The sequence below is a fragment of the Bradyrhizobium sp. genome (assembly GCF_035309285.1).
Taxonomy (GTDB): domain Bacteria; phylum Pseudomonadota; class Alphaproteobacteria; order Rhizobiales; family Xanthobacteraceae; genus Bradyrhizobium.
This window is the reverse complement of the sequence record NZ_DATGFH010000015.1, coordinates 35,423-59,360: the sequence shown is the minus strand read 5'-3', so window position 1 is coordinate 59,360 and position 23,938 is coordinate 35,423. Positions and strand designations below refer to the sequence as shown.

The window sequence follows — 23,938 nt, the reverse complement described above, 5'->3', positions numbered from 1 at the left end:
GAAAATTTCTCAGAACGTCACTCTGCGGCAGCGCGTGCGCGCGGGTCGTTCGTCCAGTAGCAATGCATCTTCGGCACGATCACCGTGCCACTCGGCCGATACTCCTGCTCATAATGCGCGTTGCACACCCGCACCGCATCGGGTCCCGGATTGTAGTGGGGTATGACGCCCTGCTCCGGGTAGGGCGTGACGCGAAGCCGGGGCGTCGGACGACGCGGGCTCGGCGGCCACTGTTGCGGCACCGCCTGCGCGACCTTGATGCCGGCGGACGGCGACTGCGCAGCCGCGCGCTCGGCCGGCCACGCGATGGCGCAGCCAAGAAAAGCAAGGATTGCCGCCAGACCTATTCTCTTCATCACGCCCACCCAGACTCCGTTCCGCTTTAGTCATAACATCCGCGCTGCCGATCAGCCAGCCCGTCACAAAACAGCGATGCAGCTTGGCGGAACTCGCGTTAAAAGCCTGATCCTATGTGGACCGATCTGAAGGCCCCCTCGCTGGCCGAAATGGAAGCCCTGGCGCACGAGATTTTCGAGCGCCTGCCCAAGCGTTTTCGCGAGTTGTGCGATGATGTCGTGATCCGCATCGAGGATTTCCCGACCGACGAGGTCCTCGATGACATGGAGGCGGAGACCGAATTCGACCTGCTCGGCCTGTTCCAGGGGACCGGTCTGCCATTCCAGAGCCATACCGACGTTGCCCGCCTGCCCAACATGGTCTGGCTCTACCGACGGCCGATCCTGGACTTCTGGGCCGAGCACGAGGAGAAGCTCGGCGACGTCGTCCGTCATGTGCTGATCCACGAGATCGGCCACCATTTCGGGCTGTCCGACGACGAGATGGCCGAGATCGAGGCCGAGACCGACTAGGCACGCCCCCCGCCCACTTTTTGCAAGACCGCCAGCCGTTTTTGGCCTTGGAGCGAGGCCGCACTCGCGATAAACCAGCCGTGCTCGAGAACCCTCAACCGGAAGCTTGACCGATGGAAAAGTTCGATACGCTGGAAGGCGTCGCGGCGCCCTTGAAGATCATCAATGTCGACACCGACATGATCATCCCCAAGCAGTACCTCAAGACCATCAAGCGCACCGGCCTTGGCAAGGGGCTTTTCTCCGAGCAGCGCTACAAGGATGATGGCAGCGAGAATTCTGACTTCATCCTGAACAGGCCGGCCTATCGCAAAGCCAAGGTGCTGGTCGCCGGCGACAATTTCGGCTGCGGCTCGAGCCGCGAGCACGCGCCCTGGGCGCTGCTTGATTTCGGCATCCGCTGCGTGATCTCGACCTCGTTCGGCGACATCTTCTACAACAACTGCTTCAAGAACGGCATTCTGCCGATCCGCGTCAGCCAGGAAGACCTCGACAAGCTGTTCGACGACGCCGAGCGCGGCGCGAACGCAACCCTCACCATCGATCTGCCGAACCAGGAGATCCGCGGCCCCGACGGCGGCACGGTGAAGTTCGAGATCGATCCGTTCCGCAAGCACTGCCTGATGAACGGGCTCGACGACATCGGTCTGACCATGGAGAAGAAGGCGTCGATCGACGCCTATGAGGCCAAGCTCAAAGAGCGCGCGTGGGCGTAATAGGACCTAAAGAGAAGGTTAGGCGCGGCTTCTTCGCGTCAACCGGTCTTCTTCGAAAGAGAACGTCTTGGGTCGCTCGTTCGGCGCGACGGAATTGCGGTCTTTTTTCTGTTCAGCAAAACACGAAGTTGTTGCAGTAGCCTTGCCGCTTCCAGAACCATTCTCCGTCCTGGCGTTGATGAATAGCTTCGTCGAACAGGGATAGAGGGCGCAGGTCACGTCCATCTACGAAATGCCCCTCGTATCCCAGCGATTTGAGATAAGCGAAAACGTCCCGCACGCTGCCACCTTTCAAGTGCCTGTTCTCGCATTCGAAGACGAGCAGTGGCTTGTGCTCCCTGAGAATGCGAGCTGCGCCGACGAACACCTCCAGCTCCGCGCCTTCGACGTCGACCTTCAGGACTCGCACCCGATCACCGGGCGCGAAATAATCGTCGAGCGCCACGACCGGCACCGCCGTTGTCGTGAACTCGTCAGCGGAGAGCGCCGGAAGGCGGAGCGATGCACCCGGCTTGTGCCTGGTTGGGATATGGAGTTCGCGAAATCCTGATCCCGAGAAGACAGCTTTTGTTTCCACAGTAACGTTACGCAAGCCGCAAGCATCGCAGATTTTGGCGACGCGGCTGGCCAAGTCTATCTGGGGTTCGAAGGCCACGACGCGTCCGCGCTTGCCCGTCCACCGAGATAGCCAATAGAGAAAGCTGCCTTTGTTGGCGCCAACATCGCAGACGGTGTCGCCAGAAACAATATGCCGTTTGATAACGGCAAACTCTGCTCTATGATCGCGAAACCGAGCCTTGAGAGCGCGGATCGAAAAACGAAATATTTCACCGAGGGACGCAGCCTGACCGTCGACCGCCTTTTCTGGCGCCGTCAATCCATTCATGTTGGACCTTATCCTAAAGGTTGCAACCCTATGGGGAGATCAATCCCAGGACAAGCATTCCTTTGACAGGCCCGATCTGGTATCAAAGCGTCACCCTCCAATTTCGCCGTCGCAAATGCGCGCGAGAGAAAGTATTGAGAAAGTAATCCGACGCCCCTCCAGAAGTTAGTAGCGCAATTGACCCATAGTCCGCTTTGCCTGGCATTCCATCTTGCCAAACAGAATCAGTGCGCGGGTATTTGCAGGTGCGACAAGAAGAATCGAAAAATTGGGTTTCGCTTGACAACGCTATGACACTCCTCCCTGACGTCGTCACCTTCTGGCACGGTCCGCTGAACAGGCTCCGGCAGACCTGCCTGCAGTCGCAGGTCGCAGCCGGCCACAAGGTGACGGTCTATAGTTTCGATCCCATTCCCGGATTGCCCGACGGCATCGCCAATGCCGAAGCCGAGGCGATCCTGCCGCATGCTTTTTCCGAGAAGCTCCGGCCGGCGCAGCCCGACGGCTCGTGGCGCGATTGGACCACGCTGCAATTCAGCGACTTCTTCCGGATGCGGCTGATGGCTCGCCGCGCCGGGCTCTGGCTCGATGCCGACGTGCTCCTGCTCAAGGCGGTCGAGATCGATCCGGCAAAGCCGTTCTTTGCCTGGGAGCGGCCGCGGCAGATCGGCAACTCCGTGCTGTATCTGCCGCCGCACGATCCGATCGTCACGGCCTTCGAAAATCTGATGAAGCAGGACGAGCTGACGCCGGACTGGCTGGCGCTGCGCCATCGACTGACCTTCGCGCTGCACCGCCTGCGCGGCTCGAAGCGCCTGTCCGACATCCGCATCGCGATCTTCGGGCCCGCTGCGCTGACCGCGCTTGCCGACCGCTTCGGCTCGACGCGCGAGGCGCTGCCGAGGAAATCGTTCTATGCGGTGCACTCACAACCCAAGCGCTTCTTCGAGCCGTCGGATTTCTCCGCGCTGATCAGCGATCCCGAGATCTGGGGCCTGCACATCTCGCCCAAGGGCCGCGGCAGCTCGGTGCCGGTGCCGGGGAGTCTCTATGCCTGGGCGGTGGAGCGGTTTGGCCCCACTGCCGCCCCCGCGCAAGCCGGGACGACGAGCCCCTAGCCCCCCATCGCCGCGATCGCATCGGCAATCGCGATCGTGCGTTTGGCCATCTCCATATGCAGCCGTTCGACCATCCGCCCTTCGAGCTGGATCGCGCCGCGTGCGGCATTTTCCGGCAGGTCGAAGGCCGCGATGATCTTGCGCGCCTCCGCGACCTCTTCCGCCGGCGGCGTGAAGATCGCGTTGCAGGCATCGATGTGGCTCGGATGGATCAGCGTCTTGCCGTCAAAGCCGAGATCGCGCGCTTGCGCGCACTCGGCGGCGAAACCCTCGAGATTGGTGATGTCGCTGTAGGGCCCATCCAGCATCTCGAGGCCATGCGCATGCGCGGCCAGCACGCAATGGGTGATCATCGGGATCATCGTGGCGCGGCCTGGCAGCATCCTGATCCGCGTCTCGCGCGCGATGTCATTCGGGCCGAACACGAAGCCGGCAAGGCGCATCTTGGGATCGCGCGAGGCTGCACCAAGCGCGTCGGCATCGAGCACCGCACGCGCGGTCTCGATCATGGCCCAGACCTTGATCGAGGCAGGCGCACCGACCTCGCTCAGGCGCGCGCCAATCTTGGCCAGGTCCTCCACCGTCGAAATCTTCGGCACCAGGATGCCGTCGGGCACCACTGCGCCGGCCATCGCGACATCATCGCGCCACCAGGACGTGTCGAGGCTGTTGGTGCGGATCAGGACTTCGCGCTTGCCGAATCCCTTTGCTTCGACGGCCTTGGCGATCTGCTCGCGCGCTTTTGCCTTGGCGTCGGGGGCAACCGAATCCTCCAGGTCAAGGATCAGGCAGTCCGCCGCCAGATTGCGGGCCTTCTCCAGTGCCCGCGCATTCGATCCCGGCATGAACAGCAGGCTGCGGCGCGGACGGGTCATGGATGGGTTCCTCCCGGTTGTTGAGCCAGAGGCGATAACATTTCAGCCCGACCGCCGGAAGCCTTGTCCCCGTCAGCCGCCTATGGTTAGGCAGAGGGCATGATCGCCTTTCCCAAGTCGCTGATTGAGGGCTACCGGACCTTTTCCTCCGAGCGGCTTCCGACCGAGCAGAGCCGCTATCGCGAATTATCCGTACGCGGCCAATCGCCCGAGGTCATGGTGATCGGCTGCTGCGACTCCCGCGTATCGCCGGAAGCAATCTTCGATGCCGGCCCCGGCGAATTGTTCGTGGTGCGCAACATCGCCAATCTGGTGCCGGTGTATCAGCCCGACAGCGCGGCACACGGCGTCTCGGCAGCCCTCGAATACGGTGTCTCGGTGCTCAAGGTAAAGCACATCGTGATCCTCGGCCATGCCCAATGCGGCGGCATCCGCGCTTTCGTCGACAAGATCGAGCCGCTGTCGGAAGGCGATTTCATCGGCAAATGGATGGCGATGTTCATCAAGCCGGGCGAGGTCGTCGAGCAGCGCTCGCACGAGACCATGCAGGATTTCGTCACCCGGATCGAGAAGGCCGCGGTGTTCCGCTCCCTCGAGAACCTGATGACTTTCCCGTTTGTGCGCGCCCGCGTCGAAAGCGGCGAATTGCAGCTCCACGGCGCCTATTTCGGCGTCGCCGAGGGCACGCTGTTCGTGCTCGACAAGAAAGCGAAAGAGTTCAAGAGCGCGCGGGCAATAGAGGCAAGCGAGTAGCGAATGGTGCCTTCCCCATTCGCTACTCGCCATTCGCCTCTTTTTCCGCGGTCCAGCGGTTCCAGTTCCTCACCCGATTGCGATCAAGCCGCCTTCTTCTTGGCGCTGATGAGCTTGCGGTTGATCAAGACTTCCGCGATCTGGACCGCATTCAGCGCCGCACCCTTGCGCAGATTGTCAGAGACGCACCAGAACGCGAGGCCGTTCTCCACAGTCGCGTCTTCGCGGATGCGGCTGATATAGGTGGCATCCTCGCCGGCGGCTTCGTATGGCGTGGCGTAGCCGCCGGGCTCCTGCTTGTCGATGACGAGACAACCGGGCGCCTTGCGCAGGATGTTACGCGCCTCGTCCGCCGTGATCGCCTTCTCGAACTCGATATTGACGGCCTCCGAATGGCCGACGAACACCGGCACGCGCACGCAGGTCGCGGACAGCCTGATCTTGGGATCAAGAATCTTCTTGGTCTCCGCCATCATCTTCCACTCTTCCTTGGTGTAGCCATCCTCCATGAACACGTCGATATGAGGGATGACGTTGAAGGCGATGCGCTTGGGGAATTTCTTGTTGACCAGCTCGTCGTTGGTGTAGACGGCCTTGGTCTGCGAGAACAGTTCGTCCATCGCGTCCTTGCCGGCGCCCGACACCGATTGATAGGTCGCGACCACGACGCGCTTGATCGTCGCCGCATCATGCAGCGGCTTCAGTGCGACCACGAGCTGCGCCGTCGAGCAGTTCGGGTTGGCGATGATGTTCTTCTTGGTGAAGCCGGCGGTGGCATCCGCATTGACCTCGGGAACGATCAGCGGCACGTCCGGATCCATCCGCCAGGCTGACGAATTGTCGATCACGACGGCGCCCACGGCGCCGATCTTCGGCGACCATTCCTTCGACACCGCGCCGCCCGCGGACATCAGGCAGATGTCGACATCGGAGAAGTCGTAATGTTCGAGCGCTTTGACCTTCAGAGTCCGGTCGCCATAGGAGACTTCGACGCCCACGCTTCGGCGTGACGCCAGTGCCACGACCTCATCGGCAGGGAATTTGCGCTCGTCCAGAATGTTGAGCATTTCCCGCCCGACATTGCCGGTCGCGCCGACCACTGCGACTTTGTAACCCATCGTTCACTCTCCGAAGAAAAATGCCGCCCGCCGTCATATGCGGAAAGGGAAGCGGCAGCGCTTCTATGCGAGAAACGCCGTCAACACAACGTTACCATGGTGTGGGGGCGTTCAATGCAACCGTTTTCGGCCGATGATCCGGCCTATTCCCCCTATCATCAGAACCGAATTCATCCCGCGCTGACGAGCTTCGCCGACGAGGTCTGCGCCACGGTGGCGCGCCTTTTCGCCTATGTGGGGGTTTTGGCGCTGTTTGGCATCCTGGGTATCCAGGCCTGGAATGAGTTGGGGGTAAATCTGGCGGCAGGGCCCACACCGGAAGCGACCTGGAGGGTCGCCGACCACACTGGTCCGGCATTCGCGCTAAGTCCGTCGGATTCGTCGAATACGCTTGAAAGATCAGATGCTTATGTAATCCTCCGGCATTCTGCGGGCGGCCGCAAGGATATTCTGAGCTGGTTGGGACCGGGCGAAAAGGCGCTCGCCGAGCTCGAAATCTACCGCCCGGGCAGCGAATATCCTTCGGTCGCGGCCGCGCGCGCCGAGCTCGCTGCGCGCATGGTTCCTGGTGGCGCTGTCCTTGAGGCCGCCGGCGTCATCGAGAGCAAATTTGGCAGCGTGGCTCTGCTTCGCCAAGCGGGAGCCAAGGATGGCCCGAGTTCCTGCCTCGGCTTTTTCACGCGGATCGACGATCCGGCCTTGCAGATCTCCGGCTGGTCCTGCCAAGGCGACAGCCGGCCGACCCGCCGGACGACCATCGCCTGCATGCTGGACCGGCTGACACTGCTGACGTCCGAAAATGAGCCCAGGCTCGCCGAGCTATTCGCTCGCGCCGAGCTCAAGCGCGGCCCGTGCGCCTCCACCACCGCATCGGCGGACTGGGTGACGGCAACCGAAAATCCCGCCCTGCGCGGCGCATTCTAAGCAGGCCCGCCTGTCAAGGCTCTGGTTTTCATGCAACTTTTTTGTCGCAGGCGGCGTTTATCTGCCCGGTGTGGCCGGTTTGACCTTGTGGCGCCGCAACCGTGGCCGATACAATGCGGACCAAATCGGAAATGGCGCGCCGCCGCGCCCAAAGAGGACGTGATGACAAAAAGACTATTGCTGCTAGCGGCAGGCGCCATGATCGCCGCAAGCTTTGCCGGCTCGGCGAATGCCCAGGCTCCGCGGCAGCGCGGCCAGCGCATTTACAGCAATGGCCCGAACGTGGTCTATCAGCAGGGTCGCACCCGCATCTATGTCAGCAAGCGCTCCTGGCTCGATGGCGGCACAGAGGTTCTGCCGGGTGACCGCAAGTTCACCGACTATGCATTCCCGGATCCGCTGGGCCCGTCGTTCGCGACCCGGAACAACAACCGCCCGCTGGAACGCGAGCCACTCAGCACGCCCTCCGATCTCGGCGGCTCGCCGACCCGCTTCCCGCTGTATTGAGCGGAGCAACAGCTTCCCGACGTCGTCATGGCCGGGCTTGTTCCGGCCATCCACGTTTTTGCGCGCCAGTTTTTGCGCGACATTAAAGCAAGACGTGGATGCCCGGCACAAGGCCGGGCATGACGAGGTTACGCGTGCAGCTTCTGCAATTCGCCCAGAATCGCCTCGCCCATCTGCGACGTTGACGCGCCCTTCGATCCTTCCGACTTGATGTCGGCGGTGCGCAGGCCGCTGGCGAGCACGGCCGCGATCGCGGCGTCGAGCCTGTCGGCGAGCGCGCCCATGTCGAAGGAATAACGCAGCGCCATGCCGAACGATGCCAGCATGGCGATCGGGTTGGCGAGGCCTTTCCCGGCAATGTCGGGCGCCGAGCCATGCACCGGTTCGTACAGCGCCTTGCGCTTCCTGCTCTTGGCGTCAACTTCGCCGAGCGAAGCCGACGGCAGCATGCCGAGCGAGCCCGTCAGCATCGCCGCGATGTCGGAGAGCATGTCGCCGAACAGATTGTCGGTGACGATGACGTCGAACTGCTTGGGTGATTTCACGAGATTCATGCCGCCGGAATCGGCGAGCTGATGCTCGAGCGTGACATCCTTGTATTCGCGCGCATGCACCTGTGTCATCACCTCGTTCCACAGCACGCCCGATTTCATGACGTTGCGCTTTTCCATCGAGGTCACCTTGTTGCGGCGCTTGCGCGCGAGATCGAAGGCAACGCGGCCGATCCGCTCGATCTCGTAGGTGTCGTAGACCTGCGTATCGATCGCGCGCTTCTGGCCGTTACCGAGATCGGTAATGGTCTTGGGCTCGCCGAAATAGACGCCGCCGGTGAGCTCGCGCACGATCATGATGTCGAGGCCCTCGACCGCCTCGCGCTTCAGGCTCGAGGCATCCGCCAGCGCCGGGTAGCAGACCGCCGGGCGCAGATTGGCGAACAGGCCAAGGTCCTTGCGCAGCCTGAGGAGACCGGCCTCGGGCCGCGCCTCGTAGGGAACGCCGTCCCATTTGGGACCGCCGACCGCGCCGAAGATGATGGCGTCCGCGTCCTTCGCCTTCGCCATGGTCTCCTCGGTGATGGAAACCTTGTGTGCGTCATAGGCCGAGCCGCCGACCAGCCCCTGCTCGGTCTCGAATTTCGCCAGGCCCCTGGCATTGAGCCAGTCGATCAGGCGCTTCACCTCGGCCATCACTTCGGGGCCGATGCCGTCGCCGGGGAGAAGAAGCAGCTTGTGGGTCGCCATGATCGTTTTTCCTCGCTGGATCGTCATGGCCGGGCTTGTCCCGGCCATCCACGTCTTTGAGTTGAGGTAGTGAAAAAGACGTGGATGCCCGGCACAAGGCCGGGCATGACGAGGGGCCTTGAAATCCGCGCGGAGTGCTAATGCGCCATTGCACGATTGGCAAGACAGTCTTGCCGAGCGGGCCCTGTGCAAGCAGGCCACGGCCTGCCACAATTAACTCCCGACGGAGTTTTTTTGTGAGATCCCCCGACCTTCCCGCACCCTACGCGCATCCGGCGCGGCTGATCCTCATTCTATCGCTGGCTCCAACCATCGGGCTCGGCATCGGCCGCTTCGCCTATGCGCTGGTGCTGCCGGACATGCGCGATTCGCTGCACTGGTCCTATTCGGCCGCGGGCTTCATGAACACCATCAATGCGGTCGGCTATCTCGCCGGCGCGTTGGTCGCCTCGCGCCTGATCAAGCGCTTTGGCCTTGTCGAGAGCGTCCGCTGGGGAACGATTGCCTCCATCCTCTCCCTCGCGCTCTGTGCGATGACGGGCAATTTCATCGCGTTGAGTTTTGCGCGCCTCGTCGTCGGATTTGCGGCTGCCGCCGTGTTTGTTGGCGGCGGCGCGCTCGCGGCGACGATCGCCCAGTCGCGGCCGGAGCGTGCCAATTTCCTTTTGAGCCTGTTCTATGCCGGGCCAGGCATGGGCATCCTCGCATCGGGCTTGATCGCACCTTTCGTGCTGCAGGCCTTCGGCGCGGGCTCGTGGTGGATCGTGTGGTGGGCGCTGACGTTGTTGTCGGTCGCGATGATGATCCCGCTGACGTTCGCGTCCTTGAGCGGCAACGCGGCGATGGACCACACCGCGCGCGTCGGATTTTCCGTGCGTCCCGTGCTGATCTATCTCGCGGCCTACTTCCTGTTCGGCGCGGGCTACATCGCCTACATGACCTTCATGATCGCCTATGTCCGCGACGGCGGCGGCGGTGCTGCTGCGCAGAGCCTGTTCTGGAGCCTGATCGGCATCAGCGCTTTCGCCACGCCCTGGGTGTGGCGGCGGGTGCTCGCGTTCGACCGCGGCGGGCTCGCCATGACCATCATTCTCGGCGTGAACGCAATCGGCGCAGCGCTGCCGATCTTCGGACACTCGCCGCTCCTGCTCGCGGTCTCGGCGCTGGTGTTCGGCGTCGCCTTCTTTGCCGTGGTCAGTTCGACCACCGCCTTCGTGCGCTTCAATTATCCGGTGCAAAGCTGGCCCGCCGGCATTGCCGCGATGACGATCGCATTCGGCATCGGCCAGACTGTGGGCCCGATCGCCGTCGGCGCCGTCACCGACGCGCTCGGCAGCCTGTCCTATGCGCTTAACGTCTCTGCCGCGCTTTTGGTGCTGGGCGCAATTCTTGCGGCGTTCCAGGGGAAATTGAAAATGGAATCGTAGAGATAGACTACCCTCGTCATGCGCGGGCTTGACCCGCGCATCCATCTCGAAAAAAGAAAGCTGATCGCTTTGATGGATTGCCGGGTCAAGCCCGGCAATGACGAGTTAGAGAGCTTCGCGTCAGTTTCCGCTGAACGAATTATAGCCCTGGTCTTCCCAGTAGCCGCCCTTGTAGTCGTTGGTGACCTCCATCGAGATCACATATTTCGGATTCTTGAATCCGAGTTTTGTCGGCACGCGTATCTTCATGGGATAGCCGTAGGCGCGCGGCAGGATCTTGTCGGCGAATTTGAACGTCATCTGCGTCTGCGGATGCAGCGCGCTCTCCATGTCGAGCGGCGAGTTGTAACCGTCCTTGTCCGCGCACTGGAACCAGACATATTTCGCTCGGGTTTCGGCTCCGATCAATTTGAGGAAATCGCGCAAGGGTGTCCCGGTCCAGCTTCCGATCGCGCTCCAGCCCTCGACGCAGACGTGGCGGGTGACCTGCTTGACCTCCGGCAGCTTGTAGAGCTCGTCCAGCGTCCACGACTTCTTGTTGTCGACGAGGCCGCGCACCTCGAGCTTCCAGTCCTTGCCGTCGATGTCGGGCGCATCGTCGAGGTCGTAATAGGCGTTGAACGGAAACGGCTTGGTGATCATGCTCTCCGGGTACTCCGGCGCCAGTGCGTCGGGATTGAACATCCACGCCTGCACCGCGTCGTTGAATTTCGATACCTTCTTCAGGACTTCCTCGGCGGAATCGCTGTCGAGCACGTCGCAGCCGGAGAGCAGCGTCAGTGCGCCGAGGCCGGCGCCCGCGGAGATGAAGCGGCGGCGTGTCAAATCCGGCATGACCTTCATCGCGTCCTTGACCAGCAGCCTCTTGTCGACACCGGGGATCAGAAGTTTTCGCATGCGGCCCATGAGAGTCCTCCTCAGCGTCCGATGAGCATCGCGCGCAGGCTCTTCGGCACCAGGATCGCCAGCGCCACATGCACGATCAGGAAGGCGACGATCAGCGACATGCAGATGAAATGCACGTAGCGCGCAATGTCGTAGCCGCCGAACAGCGCCGTCAGCCATTGCAATTGCACCGGCTTCCAGATCGACAGCCCTGACAGCACGATCACCACGCCGACCACGATGATGCCGGCATAGAGCAGCTTCTGCACATAGTTGTATCTGGAGAGATCGTCATGGGCGAGCTTGAAGGTCAGCGCCGCCTTGACGTCGGAGATCACACCCGTCGTCGTGATTGGCAATAGCTTCTTGCGGAAACGGCCGGTCGCAAAACCCGTGATGAGATAGATGAGGCCGTTGACCATCAACAGCCACATCGCGGCGAAGTGCCAGAGCAGCGCGCCGGCGAGCCAGCCGCCCAGCGTGATGCTGCGTGGGAAGGTGAAGCCGAACAGCGGCGAGGCGTTATAGATCTGCCAGCCCGACATGATCATCAGGATCATCGCCACGGCATTGGTCCAATGCATCGCCCGGACCCAGGCCGGCTGGATCACCCTGGCCGGTTCCTGCTTCGCGTAGTCCTCGGCGGCTGCCAGGCTCGACATCGCTTGTTCCCGTTCAAATCGCTTACGACGTAATATACGCCGAAAGCAGCGGTTCCGTTACTTCACCAACACCATCAGGCCGATAGCCTGCAATGGCCGGTATTCACAAAAGAGCGAGCCGGGTTACCCCGGCTCGCCGTCGCGCGTCCCGGAGGAAACGCCCAAGGAGGCCCTCCTGACGCGGGGCTCAGGAAGCCGGCATCAGCACGGTGTCGACCACATGGATCACGCCGTTGGACTGATGGACGTTGGAGATCGACACCATCGACTGGTCGCCCTTGGCGTCGATGATCCAGATCTTGCCGCCGGCCTTCTTCACGGTCAGTTCCTCGCCCTCGACGGTCTTGAGCTTCTTGCCGTCGGTCAGGTCGGAGGCATCGTAGCGGCCCGCGACCACATGGTAGGTGAGGATCTTGGTCAGGGCCGCCTTGTTCTCGGGCTTGACCAGATTATCGACGGTGCCGGCCGGCAGCTTGCCGAAGGCGGCATTGGTCGGCGCGAACACCGTGAACGGGCCCTTGCCTTCGAGGGTTTCGACGAGGCCGGCGGCTTTCACCGCGGCAACGAGCGTGGTGTGGTCCTTGGAGTTGACGGCGTTCTGGATGATGTTCTTGGAGGGATACATCGCCGCACCGCCGACCATCACGGTCTTCTCCGCGGCGCGCGCCGGCGCAACGAAGGTCGAGGTGAGGGCGAGTGCGCCGAAGGCAACCGCCGAGAAAAGTGCAAGACGCTTGGACATGGAAGGTCTCCCGATTGGCGTGACCGGCGTGATGCGCCGGTGGTGACTGGGGTCAACAACGGCGCTTTCGTTGGTTAATGTCAGCGCCGCCGTTGCCCGATCTACGGGAGGCTTTCGCAGTCGGTTTCCGAAAATAATTCTTTGTGATGGATGAAACTGCCGGCGATGCCGTGCGTAGCTGCACGTTTTCTCTGGGCCGTGTAGCAACATCGTCATTGCGAGCGCAGCGAAGCAATCCATTCCCGCTGCTTGCTGAGGCACGGATTGCTTCGTCGCTAGCGCTCCTCGCAATGACGGGTTAATCCCTGCTCGTCGGCGTTTGAATAAACCCGCGATTATGGGTCGGGCTGATCAGGATTTCGTTCATGCACACCCGCGGCGGCATGCTGGCGACGAACGCGATGGTGCGGCCGAGATCCTCGGGCTGCAGCATCTTCGCCTGCTCCTCCTCGCTCGGCACCACTGGGCGCAGCTTCAGGATCGGTGTTGCCACTTCGCCCGGCGAGAGACAGCAGGCGCGCAACCCGTTGACGCATTCATCCATGTTGAAGGAGTGGGTCAACGCCAGCACCGCATGCTTGGTCGTGGTGTAGGCCGGGCCCGGCATTTTCGAGACATGACGTCCGGCCCAGGAGGCGACATTGATGATGCAGCCGTCCTTCTGCTTGCGCATCGCCGGCAGCACCGCGCGCATGCAATAGAGCACACCGTTGAGATTGATATCGACGAGCTGGTTCCAGCCCTCCAGTTCCATGTCGGCCCAGTGCCGCTTCGGCACGTTCACCCCGGCGCTGTTGACGAGGAGATCGATGCGGCCGTATTTGGCGACGATCTGATCGGCGGCCTTCTGGACATCGGCAGCCTTGCTGACATCGAGAGGAACGGCTTCCGCATCGCCGCCGTCCTTCTTGATCCTGGCGACCACCTGATCGAGCGCATCCTTGCGGCGGCCCGAGACCACGACCGTCCAGCCATCCCCGGCGAGCGCAATGGCGCCGGCCTCTCCAATGCCAGTGCCCCCGCCGGTGACCCAGGCCACGCGTTTTCTCTCCCTTGTCATCCAACTGTCTCCGTTGCTTTTTTGGGGATGTTCTTGCTAATGCAGCCTCAATTCCGGCCAGCGCCCCTTGATGGAATTGTTGCATGAACACGACTGCCAACGCCAACCTGTTTTCACGTCTGTTTGACGGGCTCGACGATCCCAAGCGCCTTGCGATCGAGACCCATGACGGCGAACGCATCACCTACGGCGATCTGATCGCGCGCGCCGGTAGGACCGCGAATGTCCTGGTGGAGCGCGGCGTCAAGGTCGGCGACCGCGTCGCGGCGCAGACCGAGAAATCTGTCGCAGGGCTGGTGCTTTATCTCGCAACCGTCCGCGTCGGCGCGATCTTCCTTCCGCTCAACACCGCCTATACGCTGAACGAGCTGGATTACTTCATCACCGACGCCGAGCCGACGGTGGTGGTATGCGACCCTTCGAAGGCGGAAGGCATCAAGGCGATCGCGGCGAAGGTGAACGCCAAGGTCGAGACGCTGGATTCCCATGGCAAGGGATCGCTGACGGACGCGGCTGCGAAGGCGAAATCGGACTTCGCGACCGTCGCGCGCAGCAACGACGATCTCGCCGCGATCCTCTACACCTCAGGCACGACCGGCCGCTCCAAGGGCGCGATGCTCTCCCACGACAATCTCGCGTCGAACTCCTTGAGCCTCGTCGGCTACTGGCGCTTCACCGACAAGGACGTGTTGATCCACGCGCTGCCGATCTACCACACGCACGGCCTGTTCGTGGGGAGCAACGTCACGCTGTTTGCGCGCGCCTCGATGATCTTCCTGCCGAAATTCGACCCGGACCTGATCATCAAGCTGATGGCCCGCGCTACTGTCTTGATGGGCGTGCCGACCTTCTACACGCGCCTCCTGCAAAATCCGGCATTGTCGCGCGAGACGACGAAGCACATGCGCCTGTTCGTTTCGGGCTCAGCGCCGCTTCTCGCCGACACCCACCGCGAATGGGCGGCGCGCACGGGACACGCCGTGCTCGAACGCTACGGCATGACCGAGACCAACATGAACACCTCCAACCCCTATGACGGCGACCGCGTTCCCGGCGCGGTCGGCCATGCGCTGCCCGGCGTCTCCGTGCGTGTCAGCGATCCCGAGACCGGCAAGGTGCTGGCGCCGGAGACCATCGGCATGATCGAGGTCAAGGGTCCGAACGTGTTCAAGGGCTATTGGCGGATGCCGGAAAAGACCAGGTCGGAGTTCCGCGACGACGGCTTCTTCATCACGGGCGATCTCGGCAAGATCGACAACAAGGGCTATGTCCATATTGTCGGCCGCGGCAAGGATCTCGTGATCTCCGGCGGCTTCAACGTCTACCCGAAGGAGATCGAGAGCGAGATCGACGCCATGCCGGGCGTCGTCGAATCCGCGGTCATCGGCGTGCCGCACTCGGATTTCGGCGAGGGCGTCACCGCGGTCGTCGTCCGCAGCAGGGGCGCCGACATCAACGAAGCCTCTGTCTTGAAAGCACTCGACGGGCGTCTGGCAAAATTCAAGATGCCCAAGCGCGTCTTCATCGTCGACGAATTGCCGCGCAATACCATGGGCAAGGTGCAGAAGAATATTTTGCGGGATACGTACAAGGATATTTACACCAAGTCATAGGGCGTCGCGAAGGCGGCGGATCGGAGATCATGGACCGGGAGCAAGCCGCCGAAATTCATCGGCATTTGCAGCGCGCCGCGAACGCGATCCGGCGCGCGGAAAGACTGGCGTTGGACCTCAGCCAGGACGATCGGCGGGCCTTTGCCGAACCTCTCGGAAACATAGTTACGGCACTGCATTTCGAATTGCTGCAGGCAATCTATCGTCGATTTCCCGACCTGAGGCCGCCATCCAGGGAAAAAGCACGCATCAACAGCAAGCTGACGTGGGACAAGGTTCGCCTGCCACCGCCTGTCACGGTGCTGGATTTCGACAGAGCCATTCTCTCGACTATCAGTCCGCAATGGCGCAAGACCGCCAGGATCGTCGGCACGGTGTCTGAACAATACGGAAAGCTTGGCATAGACCTTGACCCCGCGATCGTTGCCGCGCGCCTGATGACGATGGTCGATTCCGGTCTCCTCGAAGCCGCCGGCGATCTCCGCATGTGGCGCTTCAGCGAAGTGCGACTGAAGGATTGAGACCGCATCACTGCCCGCTGATCAGGCTGGTCACAAACCTGCCGCCCACGATGAAGAGATAAAGGCCGAAGGCGATTTCCAGCATGCGCTTCGAGAGGGCATGCGCAGCCCTCACCCCGAGCGGCGCGGTCCAAAGGCTCATCGGCATCACAAGAAGCGCGCCAATCAGCGAGACATAGCCCAGCGCAAGCGGCGCCTGCAGTGCGGTCACCGTGGGGAAACGTGCGGCCACCGGCCAGCCGGCATAGACATAGCCGAGCGCGCCGGGAATCGAGATCAGCACGGCGAGCGCGGAGGAGGTAGCGACCGCCTGGTGGATCGACCGGTTGTAGAAAGTCATCAGCAGGTTCGAGAACAAGCCGCCGCCGATACCCATCAGGGTCGAGAGCAGGCCCACGACAAAGCCGTAGACACGCATCAGAAATCCCTTCGGCATGTCCTCGCCCAGATTCCAGCCCTCACGCGCGAACCAGAGCCTGAACGTTGCCGACCAAGCGACGGCGACGAAGACGTATTTGAACAGGCGCTCCGGCGCATAGCGCGCGATGACGCTGCCGGTGATCACGCCGATCAGGATCGTCAGCCACCAGGTTTTGAGGGTCGCCATATCGACCGCGCCGCGCAGGTAATGGGCACGAGCCGACCGGATCGAGGTCGGGATGATCACCGCAAGCGACGTACCGATGCAGAGCGGCATTCGCACCTCGACCGGCACGCCGGCAAGCCCAAAGCATTCGTAGAACACCGGCACCAGGACGGCGCCGCCGCCGATCCCGAACAGGCCGGCCAGGAAGCCTGACAGGGCGCCGACCGCGATCGAGAGCAGGGCAAGCTCCACCAGCTCCCTCACGTCGAGCCCGGCGACCGTCATCGCTGTTTTCCAATCCGGAATAAAGCGTTCTTGAATCGTGCTTCAGGTATACCAGCGAGCCGCATGCGAGCGGCCGTTGTCAACGCCCGCCTTTGCAAGGCTCCCGTGTAGTTGTGAACTGCCATTCGGAATTGCAGAGATTCGGCGTTGCGCTGGGTGATTCGACTCCGTAAATAGGTCTCGACTTGACCGCGATCCCCGACCGACCCGCCCAGGTCCGCAACTCGAAGCCGCAAATGACCGCCAGGATCGAACGACCTCTCTCACCACACCTTTCGACCTATCGCTGGACGCTGACGATGATGCTTTCCATCGTCCATCGCGCCACCGGAATGGCGCTGTATTTCGGCACCCTGCTGCTCGCCTGGTGGCTGATCTCGGCGGCGTCCGGCCCGACGGCCTACGCGAATGTGCAGGCGTTTACCTCGAGCTTCATCGGCCGGCTCATCGTGTTCGGCTACACCTGGGCGCTGCTGCATCATCTCTTGAGCGGCATCCGCCATTTCGTCTGGGACCTCGGTTACGGCTTCAAGGCCAATGAGCGGGAGGCGCTGACCTGGGGCGCGCTGATCGGCGGCATCTCGCTGACTGTGCTGGTCTGGATCGCGGCCTATGCGATCGGAGGCGGCCGATGAGCGCGGAAGAAACCCACGGCACGCCCTCGATGCGCACGCCGCTCGGCCGGGTCCGCAACCTCGGAGCCTCGCATTCCGGCACTGGCGATTTCTGGCGCCAGCGGCTCACGGCGGTGGCGATGACGCTGCTGATCGTCCCGGTGCTGGTCATCATCATGATGCTGATCGGCCGCAACCAGGCTGGCGCGGCCCAAATTCTCGGCTCGATGCCGATCGCGGTGATCCTGATTCTCTTCATCATCGCCTCGACCTGGCACATGAAGATCGGCATGCAGGTCGTGATCGAGGACTATGTGCACAACGAAAAGCTGAAGCTCGCTTCGATCATGGCCAACAACTTCTTCTCGTTTGCGGTGGCGCTGGCCTCGATCTACGCCATCCTGAAATTGTCATCGGGAGTTTGACCCATGGCCAGCGACGGCAACGGCAAGGCCACCAACGGCGCGAGCCCGGCGACCAACGGCAAGGCCTATCCGATCGAGGACCATACCTACGACGTCGTCGTGGTCGGCGCCGGCGGCGCCGGCCTGCGCGCCGTGGTCGGCTGCAGCGAAGCGGGCCTGCGCACCGCCTGCATCACCAAGGTGTTTCCGACGCGTTCGCACACGGTTGCAGCCCAGGGCGGCATTTCCGCCTCGCTCGGCAACATGCATCCCGACGACTGGCGCTGGCACATGTACGACACCGTCAAGGGGTCGGACTGGCTCGGCGACCAGGACGCGATCGAATATATGGTGCGCAACGCGCCCGAGGCCGTCTACGAATTGGAGCATTGGGGCGTGCCGTTCTCGCGCACCGAGGACGGCAAGATCTATCAGCGGCCGTTCGGCGGCATGACCCTGGACTTCGGCAAGGGCCAGGCGCAGCGCACCTGTGCCGCCGCCGACCGCACCGGCCACGCCATGCTGCACACGATGTACGGCCAGGCGCTGCGCCACTCCGCCGAGTTCTACATCGAGTTCTTCGCCATCGACCTGATCATGGACGATCAGGGCTCCTGCCGCGGCGTGATCGCACTCAACCTCGATGACGGCACGCTGCACCGCTTCCGCGCGCAGACCACGATTCTCGCGACCGGCGGCTATGGCCGCATCTACTATTCCTGCACGGGCGCCCACACCCAGACTGGAGATGGCAGCGCGATGGCGCTGCGCGCTGGCCTGCCGCTGCAGGACATGGAGTTCGTCCAGTTCCACCCGACCGGCATCTACGGCGCCGGCTGCCTTGTCACCGAGGGCGCACGCGGCGAAGGCGGCTATCTCGTCAATTCCGAGGGCGAGCGTTTTATGGAGCGCTACGCGCCGTCGGCCAAGGACCTCGCCTCCCGCGACGTGGTCTCGCGCGCGATGACGGTCGAAATCCGCGAAGGCCGCGGCGTTGGCAAGAAGAAAGACCACATCTTCCTGCACCTCGACCATCTCGATCCGAAAATCCTGCACGAGCGCCTGCCCGGCATTTCCGAATCAGCGCGCATCTTCGCCAATGTCGACGTGACCCGCGAACCGATCCCGATCGTGCCGACCGCGCACTACAACATGGGTGGCATTCCCACCAACCATCATGGCGAAGCCCTGACCAAGAAAAACGGTGACGACGACTTCGTCGTGCCCGGCCTGATGGCGGTAGGCGAAGCGGCCTGCGTTTCGGTGCATGGCGCCAACCGGCTCGGCTCCAATTCGCTGATCGACCTCGTGGTGTTTGGCCGCGCCGCAGCGGTGCGTTGCGCGGAAAAGCTGACGCCGAACGGCAAGCAGCCGGATCTGCCAAAGGATTCGGCGGAGAAGGCGCTCGGCCGGCTCGACCGATTCCGCCACGCCTCCGGCAGCACCCCGACCGCGAAGCTGCGCGACAGCATGCAGCATGTGATGCAGAACAATTGCGCCGTGTTCCGCACCGGCGAGGTCCTGCAGGAGGGCCACAACTTGATCCACAAGGTCCACGGCGGGATTTCCGATATTTCGGTATCCGACCGTTCGCTGATCTGGAACTCGGACCTGGTCGAGACGCTGGAGTTCGACAATCTGATCGTACAAGCGGTCGTCACCATGGACTCCGCCGCGAATCGCACTGAAAGCCGCGGCGCGCATGCGCGCGAGGATTTTCCGGAACGCGATGACAAGAACTGGATGAAGCACACGCTGGCGTGGATCGACGCGAGCGGCAAGACCACGATCGATTATCGTCCGGTGCACGATTACACCATGACCAACGACGTTCAGTACATCCCGCCGAAGGCGCGCGTGTACTAAGAGGCAATCCCACGATGGCTGAATTCGCACTTCCGAAAAATTCGAAGATCACCGGCGGCAAGGTCTGGCCAAAGCCGCAGGGCGCGACCGAGACGCGCGAATTCAAGATCTATCGCTGGAATCCGGACGACGGCAAAAATCCCAGCACCGATACCTATTATGTCGACACCAATGATTGCGGCCCGATGGTGCTGGACGGGCTGATCTGGATCAAGAACCACATCGATCCGACGCTGACCTTCCGCCGCTCCTGCCGCGAGGGCGTCTGCGGCTCCTGCGCCATGAACATCGATGGCCAGAACACGCTCGCCTGCACCAAGTCGATGCATGACGTCAAAGACGGCCCGGTGAAGATCAACCCGCTGCCGCACCAGCCCGTCGTGAAGGATCTGGTGCCCGACCTCACCAATTTCTACGCGCAATATGCCTCGATCGAGCCGTGGCTGAAGACCACTTCGCCGACGCCGCAGAAGGAATGGAAGCAAAGCCACGAGGACCGCGCGAAGCTCGACGGCCTCTATGAGTGCATCCTTTGCGCCTGCTGCTCGACCTCCTGCCCGAGCTACTGGTGGAACAGCGACCGCTATCTGGGCCCGGCGGCCCTGCTGCAGGCCAACCGCTGGGTCAAGGATTCACGCGACGAGGCCACTGGCGAGCGACTCGACAATCTCGAGGACCCGTTCCGGCTCTATCGCTGCCACACCATCATGAACTGCGCCAAGGCCTGCCCGAAGGGCCTCAATCCGGCCGAGGCCATCGCCGAGCTGAAGCTGAAGCTGGTCGAACGGCAGATATAAGGCCTGTCGGCACCGCCGCGTTCGTGTTGGTTCCTCCTCGCGCCTGGTGTCAGATCGCGCCGGCGGTGATGGGGCCGCACATTGTCCGCGCACCTCTTCCTTGTTTTCCCGGCCTGACCCGATCGGGCCTCCGTTTGCTCGCCCGAGAAAACCGGCTATGCATGCGGCCGCTTCGCCCGCGTCGTCTGAGGATAGACGTTTGATCCGCGACAACGATCCCTCATCCGCGCCGTTCGGCGCGTTTGCGCCGAACGCGGCGCAGGCTGCGATCATTCGGCTCGCGCATCGCTCGCGGCTGAAGCGTGGCGCGTTTCGCCCGATGCTGTCGCGGCTCTTGAATCTCTTGCGCGCCGGTCCGGTCGACGTCGCCTATCAAGGCGCATCGTTCCGCTTCTACCATCAGGCCAGCGCCACCGAGCGCGGCGCGCTGTTCAATCCCGATTACAATCTCGAAGAGCTCGACTTTTTGCGCGCCAACGTGCCCACAGGCGGCGTGTTCGTCGACATCGGCGCCAATGTCGGCACCTACGCGCTTGTGCTGGCGCGCCATGTCGGCGCAAGCGGCAAGGTGATCGCGGTCGAGCCGCATCCGGTCACGTTCGCGCGGCTCAAGTTCAACAACAACGCCTCAGGCTGCACGCAGACCAGGCTCGTCGCCGCAGCCGCAGGCCCCGTCGACGGCGAGCTGATGATCGAGACGGATGGCGACAATCTCGGCGCCAGTCATATCATCACCGGCGCCGCTACGGCGCAGGCGATCAAGGTGCCTTCGCTGCGGCTGCAGCGCATCCTCGATGAGGCCGGCGTCAGGAATGTCGATGCGCTGAAGATCGACGTTGAAGGCTTTGAGGATCGCGTGCTGACCGGATTCTTCCAGGAAGCGCCGCCATCGCTGTGGCCGCGCGCGGTGGTGATCGAGCATCTCTCGCGCGACGAATGGCAACAGGACTGCATCGCCGACATGATGGCGCGCGGCTATCGCGAGGCCAAAAAAACCCGCAGCAACAGTTTTCTGCTGCGCGACTGACGTCCCGAATGGAACAAAGCATCATCGGCACCGTTATCGGGCTTCACCGAACGGAGTTGCGAAAGCGATGCCGATCCGATCACCCGCATCCCCTTGATGAGGATCCACCGGACTATTCGCAACCCGACACACCACGATAAGCGCGGATCGAGACAACGGGCTGAATACACCATGAACAATGGCGTATTCGGATGCTGCGTCATGAGAAATATATACGAATCAGCCTTTTAACCCCGCCACAATCCGGCCTAACGCTTGGTTGTTGATCGCCAGCCTTCAGAACCTTCCTTCCGGGATTGAGATCATCATGACAAAACTCCGCCTCGTGCTGCTTGCCACGACCGCTCTTACAGCGATGCAATTTGCAAGCTCCGTGTCGCATGCGCAAAGCGCCCCGATGGTCGTAGCCCAGGCCAAGGAAGAACTTGGTCCCGACGGCAAGCCCAAGCATCCGCAGCAGCAGCCGCCCGCGAAGGGCGCCCCGCCCGCCAAACAGGCGCCGACGCCTCCTCCGGCGGCCAAGCAGCCTCCGCCTCCACCCAAGCCGGCTGCGCCGCCTGCACCTCCGCGTCCGGCCGCTCCGCCTCCGCCGCCCGCAGCTCCGCGTCCAGCCGTGCCTCCGCCGCCACATGTCACGCCGCCGGCCGCGCCTCCGCGTCCGGCTGCGCCGACGCCCCCGCCACCAGCGGCCAAGCCAGTCACTCCGCCTCCGCCGCCAACCTCCAGGCCTGCGGCTCCCCCGCCACCGGCAGCAGCGCCGCATACACTGCCACCGGCTGGTGGCCTGCAGCGCGAGGAGCGTCGTCCAGGCACGCTTCCGCCCGGCACACCACCGCAGCACGCGCTTCCGGGCGCGCCCCCGACGGCTGCGCCGACCACCCGGCCCGCGCCTGCACCCGCTGCGCCGCCGCCACCATCGGCTCGGCCCGGCGCAACCCCGCCACCGCCGCCGCCAAGTGCCGCGCCAGCCGTCAGGCCGGCGACGCCGACCCCAGGGGCGACCACGCCACCGCTCGCGCGGCCCGGCGCAACCCCGCTACCGTCGCCATCAAGCGCCGCGCCACTGGTTCGGCCTGCCACGCCTACCCCGGGAGCAACCACGCCCTCGCCCGTGCGGCCCGGCGCAACTCCGCCAGCGCCGCCCTCAAGTGCTGCGCCAGCCGTCAGGCCGGCGACGCCGGCCCCGGGAGCAAGCACGCCACCGCCGCATGCCGCGGCGCCCAGCGTCGTGCCCGGCTCTCCCAGCTCCGCGCCACCGCCCGGCCGGGCGCAAAACGCTCCCCCGACGGTTGCGCCCGCGTTCCAGCGCGCGCCTGCAGTCGCTGCGCCGCTTCCGGCGATCCCGCCGCCGGCCGCGGCGACGCTGAAGCCGATCGCCCCGAACGCTGCGCCCCAGGGGCCGCAGCGCATCGAGGACTTCCGCGCCCAGCGTCGCGAGGTCCAGGAAGGAGGCCGCACCGTCATCATGGAGCCAGGCCGCCTCATCATCCGCGATCCGAGCGGGCAGGAATTCGTCCGTCACGAGGAGATGGATCGCTTCCGCTATGGTGCACGAGACATCCGCACCGAGGAGGTCGGCGGCGAAAACCGCACCATCGTGATCCGCCCCGATGGCTCGGAGATCATCACGGTCACCGGACGCGACGGTGAGTTGCTCCGGCGTATCCGGCGCGACCGCGAAGGCCGCGAGATCATCATCATCGACAACACCTATCGGGATCCGCGCGCCGTCGGCGGCTTCTATATCGACCTGCCGCCGCCGGTCGTGCGCATCCCCTACGACCACTACATCGTCGATGCCTCCGACGCGCCGCCGGAGCTGATCTACGACACCATGATGGCGCCACCGGTGGATCGCATCGAGCGGCGTTACTCGCTCGATGAAATCCGCTACAGCCCGAATGTGCGGATGTTGATGCCGAGCATCGACGTCAACACCATCAACTTCGATATCGGCTCGTGGGAGATTTCGCCCGACCAGGCCGCGAAGCTGCAGGTGATCGCCGATGGCCTCAACCGCGCCATCCAGCGCAACCCGCGCGAGGTGTTCCTGATCGAAGGCCACACCGATGCGACCGGCAACGATACCGATAATCTGTCGCTGTCGGACCGGCGCGCGGAAGCGGCGGCCGAATTGCTGACCCAGCAGTTCGGGGTACCCGCCGAGAACCTGACCTCGCAGGGTTATGGCTCACAATATCTGAAGGAGCAGACGAGCGGGCCGAGCCGCATCAATCGGCGCGTCACCGTCCGCCGCATCACGCCGCTGCTCAACGGCAGCAACGCGTCGCTGCCGCCGCCCCCGCCCGGCTACGCGCCGCGGCGATGAGGCGAAGCGGATCACGAAAAGCAAATGGCCGGGAGCGATCCCGGCTATTTTTGTTTTCTTCGTCATTGCGAGGAGCGTTAGCGACGAAGCAATCCAGACTATCTCCGCGATAG

25 protein-coding genes are annotated in these 23,938 nt (G+C 63.2%); 15 read left to right on the top strand and 10 right to left on the bottom strand.

Translation table 11 applies throughout. The features are described 5' to 3' along the window. Positions 1-17: 17 nt before the first annotated feature. Positions 18-356 carry a hypothetical protein gene (locus VKR55_RS05075; RefSeq protein WP_324400349.1) on the bottom strand — a complete coding sequence of 113 codons (339 nt, stop codon included), beginning with the start codon at positions 354-356 and terminating at the stop codon, positions 18-20. A gap of 114 nt (positions 357-470) precedes the next feature. Between VKR55_RS05075 and VKR55_RS05070 the strand changes: the two genes are divergently transcribed. Both VKR55_RS05070 and leuD read left to right on the top strand, forming a co-directional pair. Then, positions 471-869 carry a metallopeptidase family protein gene (locus VKR55_RS05070; RefSeq protein WP_324400347.1) on the top strand — a complete coding sequence of 133 codons (399 nt, stop codon included), beginning with the start codon at positions 471-473 and terminating at the stop codon, positions 867-869. Between the two features lie 113 nt (positions 870-982). Next, positions 983-1,585, top strand: a complete 603-nt coding sequence (gene leuD, locus VKR55_RS05065) for a 3-isopropylmalate dehydratase small subunit (protein WP_324400345.1) — start codon at positions 983-985, stop codon at positions 1,583-1,585. A 112-nt stretch (positions 1,586-1,697) separates the two neighbouring features. Here leuD and VKR55_RS05060 read toward each other — a convergent pair whose 3' ends face one another. Next, entirely contained in the window at positions 1,698-2,471 is a 774-nt protein-coding gene (locus tag VKR55_RS05060) for an FkbM family methyltransferase (RefSeq protein WP_324400343.1), read from the bottom strand. Positions 2,472-2,761: 290 nt separating this feature from the next. Here VKR55_RS05060 and VKR55_RS05055 point away from each other — a divergent pair, with 290 nt between their 5' ends. Next, positions 2,762-3,589 (top strand): glycosyltransferase family 32 protein, encoded by an 828-nt coding sequence (locus tag VKR55_RS05055; protein ID WP_324400341.1) that lies wholly within the window; start codon positions 2,762-2,764, stop codon positions 3,587-3,589. On the opposite strand, the gene VKR55_RS05050 is transcribed toward VKR55_RS05055, so the two are convergent. Beyond that, positions 3,586-4,464, bottom strand: a complete 879-nt coding sequence (locus VKR55_RS05050; protein WP_324400339.1) for an HpcH/HpaI aldolase/citrate lyase family protein — start codon at positions 4,462-4,464, stop codon at positions 3,586-3,588. The genes VKR55_RS05055 and VKR55_RS05050 overlap by 4 nt on opposite strands. Positions 4,465-4,563: 99 nt before the next feature. Here VKR55_RS05050 and VKR55_RS05045 point away from each other — a divergent pair, with 99 nt between their 5' ends. Next, positions 4,564-5,217, top strand: coding sequence for a carbonic anhydrase (locus tag VKR55_RS05045; RefSeq protein WP_324400337.1), 654 nt, complete (start codon positions 4,564-4,566; stop codon positions 5,215-5,217). 83 nt (positions 5,218-5,300) lie between these two features. On the opposite strand, the gene VKR55_RS05040 is transcribed toward VKR55_RS05045, so the two are convergent. Next, positions 5,301-6,335, bottom strand: coding sequence for an aspartate-semialdehyde dehydrogenase (locus tag VKR55_RS05040; RefSeq protein ID WP_324400335.1), 1,035 nt, complete (start codon positions 6,333-6,335; stop codon positions 5,301-5,303). Positions 6,336-6,449: 114 nt separating this feature from the next. Here VKR55_RS05040 and VKR55_RS05035 point away from each other — a divergent pair, with 114 nt between their 5' ends. Then, positions 6,450-7,259 carry a hypothetical protein gene (locus VKR55_RS05035; protein ID WP_324400333.1) on the top strand — a complete coding sequence of 270 codons (810 nt, stop codon included), beginning with the start codon at positions 6,450-6,452 and terminating at the stop codon, positions 7,257-7,259. 162 nt (positions 7,260-7,421) lie between these two features. Further along, a complete protein-coding gene (locus VKR55_RS05030) occupies positions 7,422-7,766 on the top strand; it encodes a hypothetical protein (protein ID WP_324400330.1) in 345 nt (114 codons plus the stop codon). A 128-nt stretch (positions 7,767-7,894) separates the two neighbouring features. Here VKR55_RS05030 and leuB read toward each other — a convergent pair whose 3' ends face one another. Then, positions 7,895-9,007, bottom strand: coding sequence for a 3-isopropylmalate dehydrogenase (leuB, locus tag VKR55_RS05025; RefSeq protein ID WP_324400328.1), 1,113 nt, complete (start codon positions 9,005-9,007; stop codon positions 7,895-7,897). A 236-nt stretch (positions 9,008-9,243) separates the two neighbouring features. Between leuB and VKR55_RS05020 the strand changes: the two genes are divergently transcribed. Then, positions 9,244-10,434 (top strand): YbfB/YjiJ family MFS transporter, encoded by a 1,191-nt coding sequence (locus VKR55_RS05020; protein ID WP_324400326.1) that lies wholly within the window; start codon positions 9,244-9,246, stop codon positions 10,432-10,434. Between the two features lie 120 nt (positions 10,435-10,554). Here the strand turns inward: VKR55_RS05020 and VKR55_RS05015 are convergent, their stop codons facing one another. The 4 genes from VKR55_RS05015 to VKR55_RS05000 form a co-directional block, all read right to left on the bottom strand. Next, positions 10,555-11,340: a molybdopterin-dependent oxidoreductase gene (locus VKR55_RS05015; protein ID WP_324400324.1), complete on the bottom strand. Its 786-nt coding sequence runs from the start codon at positions 11,338-11,340 to the stop codon at positions 10,555-10,557. An 11-nt stretch (positions 11,341-11,351) separates the two neighbouring features. Further along, positions 11,352-11,981 (bottom strand): cytochrome b/b6 domain-containing protein, encoded by a 630-nt coding sequence (locus VKR55_RS05010; protein WP_324400322.1) that lies wholly within the window; start codon positions 11,979-11,981, stop codon positions 11,352-11,354. Between the two features lie 187 nt (positions 11,982-12,168). Continuing rightward, the gene (locus VKR55_RS05005; RefSeq protein ID WP_324400320.1) at positions 12,169-12,723 is read right to left on the bottom strand and encodes a fasciclin domain-containing protein; all 555 of its coding nucleotides are present in this window, start codon (positions 12,721-12,723) and stop codon (positions 12,169-12,171) included. A gap of 298 nt (positions 12,724-13,021) precedes the next feature. After that, positions 13,022-13,783 (bottom strand): SDR family oxidoreductase, encoded by a 762-nt coding sequence (locus VKR55_RS05000; protein WP_324400318.1) that lies wholly within the window; start codon positions 13,781-13,783, stop codon positions 13,022-13,024. 83 nt (positions 13,784-13,866) lie between these two features. On the opposite strand from VKR55_RS05000, the gene VKR55_RS04995 reads away from it, so the two are divergent. Both VKR55_RS04995 and VKR55_RS04990 read left to right on the top strand, forming a co-directional pair. After that, positions 13,867-15,396, top strand: a complete 1,530-nt coding sequence (locus VKR55_RS04995) for a malonate--CoA ligase (RefSeq protein WP_324400316.1) — start codon at positions 13,867-13,869, stop codon at positions 15,394-15,396. A gap of 29 nt (positions 15,397-15,425) precedes the next feature. After that, the gene (locus tag VKR55_RS04990) at positions 15,426-15,917 is read left to right on the top strand and encodes a DUF3658 domain-containing protein (RefSeq protein ID WP_324400314.1); all 492 of its coding nucleotides are present in this window, start codon (positions 15,426-15,428) and stop codon (positions 15,915-15,917) included. A gap of 7 nt (positions 15,918-15,924) precedes the next feature. Here the strand turns inward: VKR55_RS04990 and VKR55_RS04985 are convergent, their stop codons facing one another. Beyond that, positions 15,925-16,788: a sulfite exporter TauE/SafE family protein gene (locus VKR55_RS04985; RefSeq protein ID WP_324400312.1), complete on the bottom strand. Its 864-nt coding sequence runs from the start codon at positions 16,786-16,788 to the stop codon at positions 15,925-15,927. Positions 16,789-17,024: 236 nt separating this feature from the next. On the opposite strand from VKR55_RS04985, the gene sdhC reads away from it, so the two are divergent. From sdhC to VKR55_RS04955, 6 genes are all read left to right on the top strand, one after another. Next, positions 17,025-17,423 (top strand): succinate dehydrogenase, cytochrome b556 subunit, encoded by a 399-nt coding sequence (gene sdhC / locus VKR55_RS04980; RefSeq protein ID WP_324400310.1) that lies wholly within the window; start codon positions 17,025-17,027, stop codon positions 17,421-17,423. Then, positions 17,420-17,827 (top strand): succinate dehydrogenase, hydrophobic membrane anchor protein, encoded by a 408-nt coding sequence (gene sdhD / locus VKR55_RS04975; protein ID WP_324400308.1) that lies wholly within the window; start codon positions 17,420-17,422, stop codon positions 17,825-17,827. The genes sdhC and sdhD overlap by 4 nt, the downstream gene beginning before the upstream one ends. 3 nt (positions 17,828-17,830) lie before the next feature. Beyond that, entirely contained in the window at positions 17,831-19,672 is a 1,842-nt protein-coding gene (sdhA, locus tag VKR55_RS04970; RefSeq protein WP_324400306.1) for a succinate dehydrogenase flavoprotein subunit, read from the top strand. 14 nt (positions 19,673-19,686) lie between these two features. Further along, positions 19,687-20,469, top strand: a complete 783-nt coding sequence (locus VKR55_RS04965; protein ID WP_324400304.1) for a succinate dehydrogenase iron-sulfur subunit — start codon at positions 19,687-19,689, stop codon at positions 20,467-20,469. Between the two features lie 199 nt (positions 20,470-20,668). Beyond that, entirely contained in the window at positions 20,669-21,496 is an 828-nt protein-coding gene (locus VKR55_RS04960; RefSeq protein ID WP_324400302.1) for an FkbM family methyltransferase, read from the top strand. 1,228 nt (positions 21,497-22,724) lie between these two features. Beyond that, positions 22,725-23,825, top strand: a complete 1,101-nt coding sequence (locus VKR55_RS04955) for an OmpA family protein (protein WP_324400300.1) — start codon at positions 22,725-22,727, stop codon at positions 23,823-23,825. Positions 23,826-23,938: the final 113 nt, after the last annotated feature.